Genomic DNA, 6,126 nt, shown 5'->3' on the forward strand with positions numbered 1-6,126 from the left:
ATTACAGCGCGACCCTTCGCGGAGGGGTACATCCGAACTCACCTTCGCGAAGAGGTCGACTCTCACTCACAAAGCCTGGTCCAGGTCGCCCAGCAGGTCTTCGATGTCCTCCAACCCCACCGAGAGCCGGACCACCCCGTCCGACAGCCCGATTCCCGCACGGCCTTCGGGTCCCATCGCCCGGTGGGTGGTGGTGGCGGGGTGGGTGATGAGGGATTTCGCGTCGCCGAGGTTGTTGGAGATGTCGACGATGCGGAGGCTGTTGAGGACCTCGAAGGCGCGTTTCTTGGCCTGGTCCGCGGGTGCCTTCAGTTCGAAGGTGACCACGGTGCCGCCGCCGGTCATCTGGGAGGTGGCGAGGTCGTATTGCGGGTGGGTTTCGAGGAAGGGGTAGCGAACCCATTCCACCGCGGGGTGTTCGTCGAGGTAGCGGGCGATGCGCAGGGCCGAGTCGGTGGATTGCCGGACCCGCAGCGGCATGGTTTCGAGGCCTTTGAGCAGGGTCCAGGCGTTGAACGGGCTCAGTGCGGGGCCGGTGTGGCGCATCAGGGTTTTGACGGGGCCGTCGATGTATTCGGCGGTGCCGAGGATGGCGCCGCCCAGGACGCGGCCCTGGCCGTCGATATGTTTGGTGCCCGAGTAGACGAGTACATCGGCGCCGAGGTCGAAACCGCGCTGCAGGAGCGGGGTGGCGAAGACGTTGTCGAGGACCACCTGGGCGCCGGCGGCGTGCGCGAGTTCGCTTACCTTGCGGACGTCGACCAGGGTCTGCATCGGGTTGGCGGGGGTTTCGAAGAATACCGCTGTGGTGGGTACGGACAGTGCCGCTTCCCATTGGCCGAGGTCTTCACCGTCGACGAAGACGGTTTCGACACCCCAGCGCGGCAGGATCTCGTTGCAGACCACGAAACACGATCCGAACAGGCTGCGGGCGGCCACCAGCCGGTCGCCGGCCTTCAGCAGGGCGCCGAGGGCGACGAAGACCGCGGCCATGCCGCTGGCGGTGGCGAAACAGGCTTCGGCGCCGTCGAGCAACCGCATCCGTTCCTGGAACATCTCCACGGTGGGGTTGCCGTAGCGGGAGTACACGAAATGCGGGCGGTCGCCGGTGAAGGCGGCCTCGGCGTCTTCGGCGCTGGCGTAGACGAACCCGGAGTTGAGGTAGAGGGCCTCGGAGGTCTCTTCGAAACCGGAGCGGTTGAGCCCGCCGCGGACGCCCAGTGTCGCCGGACCGACGCCTTCGGGCAGGGCGCGTTCGAAGGCGCCGCCGCCGATCACGACTGCCGCCAGGGCAGGCCGTCGGCCCGCCAGCCCGAACCGCCACGGTGGCCGAGTTCGTCGAGGGGGCCTTCGAAGCCTTCGGTGACGTTGTAGGAGGGTGCGATGCCCGCGGCTGTCGCCGCGTCGGCGGCGTGCGCCGACCGCTGGCCGGACCGGCACAGGAACACCACCGGCGCGTCGGCCGGGCGGTCGCCCAGGACGTGGCGCAACTGGTCCAGGAATCCGGCGTTGCGGGTGCCGGTGGAGTCGACCCATTCGACCAGCACGGTGGGGGTCGCGATACCGCTGGTGTCGGGAACTCCGACGAACTTCCATTCGGCTTCGGTGCGCACGTCCACCAGGACGGCGCCGGGATGCCCGGTCAGCAGTTCCCATGCCTGCTTCGGGTCGATATCCCCTGCGTAACTCATACGTGGTACCTCCTGCGAATCCGCACTTGCCGCATCTGTTCGATGCACGCCAGGTCGTCACCCGGAGCACCCCACCGCGGAGGAGGGTTGCCGACCAGCGAGCCGGGGCTTGGCGCTGGCACTCATGACCTAACGGAAGAGATTGCCCGCCGCGTCCCGCTGTGTCAAACCCCGGTTGACGCCCGGAGTCGCGCTACTCGACCGGCTGGTTGCAGACCAGCCAGTCGCCGTCGGCCTTGAACAGCCACCAGGTCGAGGTGTTCTCCTCGCCTTCGACGCGGCTGGTCACCTCGATGGTCGCGTTCTCGCCGTTGACCTGGACGGCGCCGAACCGCTCGATCTCGACGTCCTTTCCGGTCTCGCCGGGTTTCAGCCGACCGGCCAGTGGTGAGCGGGCGGGGACGAAACCGGGGCACACCGCCTCCCGGGGCGGTTCGGGGCCGAACCGGCTGCTCGCATCGGCGAACTCCCGGACCGCTCCGGCGATCCGGTCGGATTCTGTGACATTTTTCTCAGCGGGCGCCACCAGCCCGGCGATCAGTACGCCGGCCAGCACCAGGGCCGCGAGTGCCGCGGCCACGACGAACGGGGTGATCGTGCGCGGTGCCTCGTCGCCGCCCGATTCGGCGGCCGGCTGCTCCTCGGTGGGTCCGGGATCGCTCATACAGACGATCATCCCTGGTCCCCGCATCGGCGTGTGCCCGCACCCCGATAGAATCGCGGGAGACCGGGTGCTGCCGCACAGCAGTCACCGCGGAGACGTGGGAAGACCTACGGCGAACGAGCCGCCCGCGGAAGGCGGGACGAGGTGCAAACAGGCCACGCGTCAACTTAGCCTAAGCTAACAACAACGCCAGTGAATCTTTCGACCGATAAGGGTGCGCGTAACTGATGACCGAGCAGAAGGAAGCGAACCGCCCGCTTCGGATCGCGATCGTGGGTGCCGGTCCGGCCGGGATCTATGCCGCCGACGCACTGATGAAATCCGATGCCGATGTGTCGATCGACCTGTTCGAGCGCATGCCCGCGCCGTTCGGGCTGATCCGCTACGGCGTGGCGCCGGACCATCCCCGTATCAAGGGGATCGTGACCGCGCTGCACAAGGTGCTGGACAAAGAGCAGGTCCGCCTGCTGGGCAATATCGACTACGGCACCGATATCACCCTCTCGGATCTGAAGCGCTTCTACGACGCGGTGATCTTCTCCACCGGCGCCAACGCCGACCGGGCGCTGCCGATCCCGGGTATCGATCTGGACGGTTCCTACGGTGCCGCCGATTTCGTGTCCTGGTACGACGGCCATCCGGATGTGCCGCGGACCTGGCCGCTGGACGCCGAGAAGGTCGCGGTGCTGGGCGTGGGCAATGTCGCGCTGGATGTGGCGCGCGTGCTGGCCAAGACCGGCGACGAACTGCTGCCGACCGAGATCCCGCCGAACGTCTACGAGGGCCTGAAGAACAACAAGGCCGTCGAGGTGCACGTGTTCGGGCGGCGTGGTCCGGCACAGGCGAAGTTCACGCCGCTGGAGCTGCGCGAGCTGGATCATTCCCCGACGATCGAGGTGATCGTCGATCCGGAGGACATCGACTACGACGAGGGCTCGGAAGCCGCGCGGCGCCATTCCAAGCAGGTCGATATGGTCGCCAACACCCTCGAACAGTGGGCCATTCGCGATCAGGGCGACCGCCCGCACAAGCTGTTCCTGCACTTCTTCGAATCCCCGTCGGAGATCTTGGGTGAGGACGGCAAGGTCGTGGGCCTGCGCACCGAGCGCACCCAGCTCGACGGCACCGGCAATGTGAAGGGCACCGGCACCTTCAAGGACTGGGATGTGCAGTCGGTGTACCGGGCGGTGGGCTATCTGTCGCAAAACATCTCGGAACTGCCGTTCGACGATCAGGCCGGGGTCATCCCGAACGAGGCCGGCCGGGTACTGGTCGACGAGAACGCCGACGGCGCGGCCCGGTACATGTCCGGCACCTACGTGACCGGCTGGATCAAACGCGGCCCGGTCGGCCTGATCGGCCACACCAAGGGCGACGCCAACGAGACGGTGGCCTGCCTCGTCGACGACAGCGTGAACTTCACCCCGGCCGAGAACCCGGAGCCCGAAGCGGTGCTGGAATTCCTGGAGGGCCGGGGTATTCCGTTCACCACATGGGCGGGCTGGTACCGGCTCGATGCCCACGAGCGGTCGCTCGGTGAGCCCGAGGGCCGGGAGCGGGTCAAGGTCGTCGAGCGCGAGGACATGCTGCGCGCGAGCGAACCGCACAAGGTATGAATCGAGGCCCGCTCCTCCCACCGGTTCAGCGCCGAGAGGAGCGGGCGCCCCGATCTATCAGGCATGCTGTATCAGTGTTCGATGCCCATGTGCACATCATCGATCCGCGTTTTCCGCTGATCGAGAACGAGGGCTACCTGCCCGAGCCCTACACCGTCGCCGACTACCGTCGCCGGATGGCACGGTTCCGGCCGTCCGGTGGCGCGGTGGTCAGCGCCTCGTTCCAGAGCAACGACCAGAGTTATCTGCGTGCGGCGCTGACGGAATTGGGGTCCGGCTGGGTCGGGGTGACCAGGCTGGATCTGGACGCCACCGATGCCGAGATCCTCGACCTGCACGCGGCCGGGGTGCGGGCGGTGCGGTTCAACCTCAAACGCGCCGCCGCCGACATCACGAGTATGACCCGGCAGGCGTTGCGCGCCCATGAGCTGGCGGGCTGGCATGTGGAGATCTATGTGGACGGTCAGATGCTGGCGTCCCTGCAGCCGGTGATCCTGAAACTGCCGAAGGTTTCCGTGGACCATCTCGGTATGTCCGAGGAGGGTCTGTCGTATCTGCTGAATCTGGTCGACCGGGGCGCGCGGGTGAAGGCGACCGGGTTCGGGCGAGTGGATCTGGATATCGCGACCGCCCTGCGCCGTATCCACGCGGTCAATCCCGAGGCCCTGATGTTCGGCAGCGATCTGCCCGGCACCCGTGCGGGCCGGCCGTTCCGCGAATCGGATGTGGACCTGATCTGCGATGTGGTCGGCACCGATATGCACGCGGTGCTCGAGGACAATGCCCGTGCGTTCTACGGGCTGCCCGCCGTCGAGCGGAATATCGAGGACCCGACTCCCACACTGCCGCTTCTGGTTCCGCCGCTGCCGGAGAACGACGGCGCACCGCCCACCGACGGCACCACACGCCCACTGCCGATCATCGGCCGCCCACCCGGGCGGCGCTGACCGCCGCCGCTTCAGGCGGTATCGACCGGGCCTGAGCGAGGGGCCTGCGTGGTGACGCTGCGCTGCCGCCTCCGGCCCTGACTCGCTCAGGCCGAGATCGCGCCGCCGACCCATACGCCGGTGGCCAGCAAGGCGCCGAACAATTCCACCAGGATCGACAACCCGACGCCTTTGAGCGCGTGCTTGCTCGACGTCCAGGCCTGCCGGTTGTCGGGCAGCCGCAGCAGCTCCGAGAGATACACACCCACCACGAATCCCACGAACAGCCCGACCACCGGGATCAGGAAGAATCCGGCTATACCCGCGAGCCCGCCCAGCAGCAGAGTGCGGTTCGGGACACCCGCGTCCTTGAGTTTCTGTCCCGGCCAGGTGTATTTCACGATGCCGGACACGAGCAGCAGGACGGTGGCGATGCCCAGTACCACCCAGGCGGTGGCGCCACCGGTGAGGAAGGCCCAGACGGCGATCGCCGCGAAGATCAGGATCACCCCCGGCAGGATCGGCACCACGATGCCGACCAGCCCGACCAGGATCACCAGGCCGACAACGATTTCTCCCCATACGCTCACAGGTCCAACCTATCCCGGATCCGTGCTCGCCGTGGATCGGTGAAATCCCTGATCTCCGGGTCCTATCGGTGGTCGATGCCGGCCAGCCAGTCCGCCGTGAGTCCGGTGACGACCGCGCCGGAGCGGTCGCTGAGGTGGATATGGTCCACGAAGAAGCTCATCTCGTGGCTGTGTGCCACCTGGTCCCAGCTCTGCCGGAACAGGTAGTGGCGAGCTGCCGCCCTGAAGGCGAGCGCGAAGCCGAAATCGTAGACCGCCTCCGGGTTCCCGTCGGTACGGACCAGATCGGCGATCCGCTCGTGCAGCGGCAGATAGTCCAGTCCGTGCCGTGCGGCGGTCTCGGCGATGATCCGGTTGTAGCCGGCCAGTTCGTGATTGATCGGTGTGTCGAGGTTCTCGCCGAGCGGTGGCAGCGATATCAGCGCGACCCGGATACCGCCCGCGGCGGTGAGGCGGCCGGCGATGGCGTCGAGGTTGGCGCGGTAGTCGTCCAGGGGTACGTCACCGCGGACATCGTTGGTGCCGACCAAGACGGTCACCGCGTCGGGATGGCAGCCGAGGACGTCGCTGTCCAGCCGCTCGAGCAGGTCCGCGCTGGTATTGCCGTTGATGCCGGCATTGATGAACCGGTACCCGGAG

The 6,126-nt window shown here is 67.2% G+C and carries 7 protein-coding genes and 1 riboswitch; of the genes, 2 read left to right on the top strand and 5 right to left on the bottom strand.

The window, feature by feature from the left end:
- Window positions 1–66: 66 nt before the first annotated feature.
- From ACWDU1_RS27980 to ACWDU1_RS27990, 3 genes are all read right to left on the bottom strand, one after another.
- Window positions 67–1,278, bottom strand: a complete 1,212-nt coding sequence (locus ACWDU1_RS27980) for an O-succinylhomoserine sulfhydrylase (protein ID WP_450002996.1) — start codon at window positions 1,276–1,278, stop codon at window positions 67–69.
- Entirely contained in the window at window positions 1,275–1,691 is a 417-nt protein-coding gene (locus tag ACWDU1_RS27985) for a rhodanese-like domain-containing protein (protein ID WP_450002998.1), read from the bottom strand. Before ACWDU1_RS27985 ends, ACWDU1_RS27980 begins: the two co-directional genes overlap by 4 nt.
- Window positions 1,692–1,708: 17 nt before the next feature.
- Window positions 1,709–1,821: riboswitch (SAM riboswitch) on the bottom strand.
- Window positions 1,822–1,884: 63 nt separating this feature from the next.
- Complete coding sequence (locus tag ACWDU1_RS27990; protein WP_450003000.1) at window positions 1,885–2,355, bottom strand: Rv0361 family membrane protein; 471 nt, start codon at window positions 2,353–2,355, stop codon at window positions 1,885–1,887.
- A 227-nt stretch (window positions 2,356–2,582) separates the two neighbouring features.
- Here ACWDU1_RS27990 and ACWDU1_RS27995 point away from each other — a divergent pair, with 227 nt between their 5' ends.
- Both ACWDU1_RS27995 and ACWDU1_RS28000 read left to right on the top strand, forming a co-directional pair.
- Window positions 2,583–3,971, top strand: a complete 1,389-nt coding sequence (locus tag ACWDU1_RS27995; protein ID WP_450003002.1) for an FAD-dependent oxidoreductase — start codon at window positions 2,583–2,585, stop codon at window positions 3,969–3,971.
- Between the two features lie 74 nt (window positions 3,972–4,045).
- Entirely contained in the window at window positions 4,046–4,918 is an 873-nt protein-coding gene (locus ACWDU1_RS28000; RefSeq protein ID WP_450003004.1) for an amidohydrolase family protein, read from the top strand.
- Between the two features lie 86 nt (window positions 4,919–5,004).
- On the opposite strand, the gene ACWDU1_RS28005 is transcribed toward ACWDU1_RS28000, so the two are convergent.
- Together ACWDU1_RS28005 and ACWDU1_RS28010 are read right to left on the bottom strand one after the other, a co-directional pair.
- Complete coding sequence (locus ACWDU1_RS28005) at window positions 5,005–5,487, bottom strand: DUF456 domain-containing protein (protein ID WP_450003005.1); 483 nt, start codon at window positions 5,485–5,487, stop codon at window positions 5,005–5,007.
- A 62-nt stretch (window positions 5,488–5,549) separates the two neighbouring features.
- The coding region (locus tag ACWDU1_RS28010; RefSeq protein WP_450003007.1) for an SGNH/GDSL hydrolase family protein at window positions 5,550–6,126 on the bottom strand (577 nt) is incomplete at its 5' end.

Source organism: Nocardia sp. NPDC003345 (assembly GCF_053589395.1).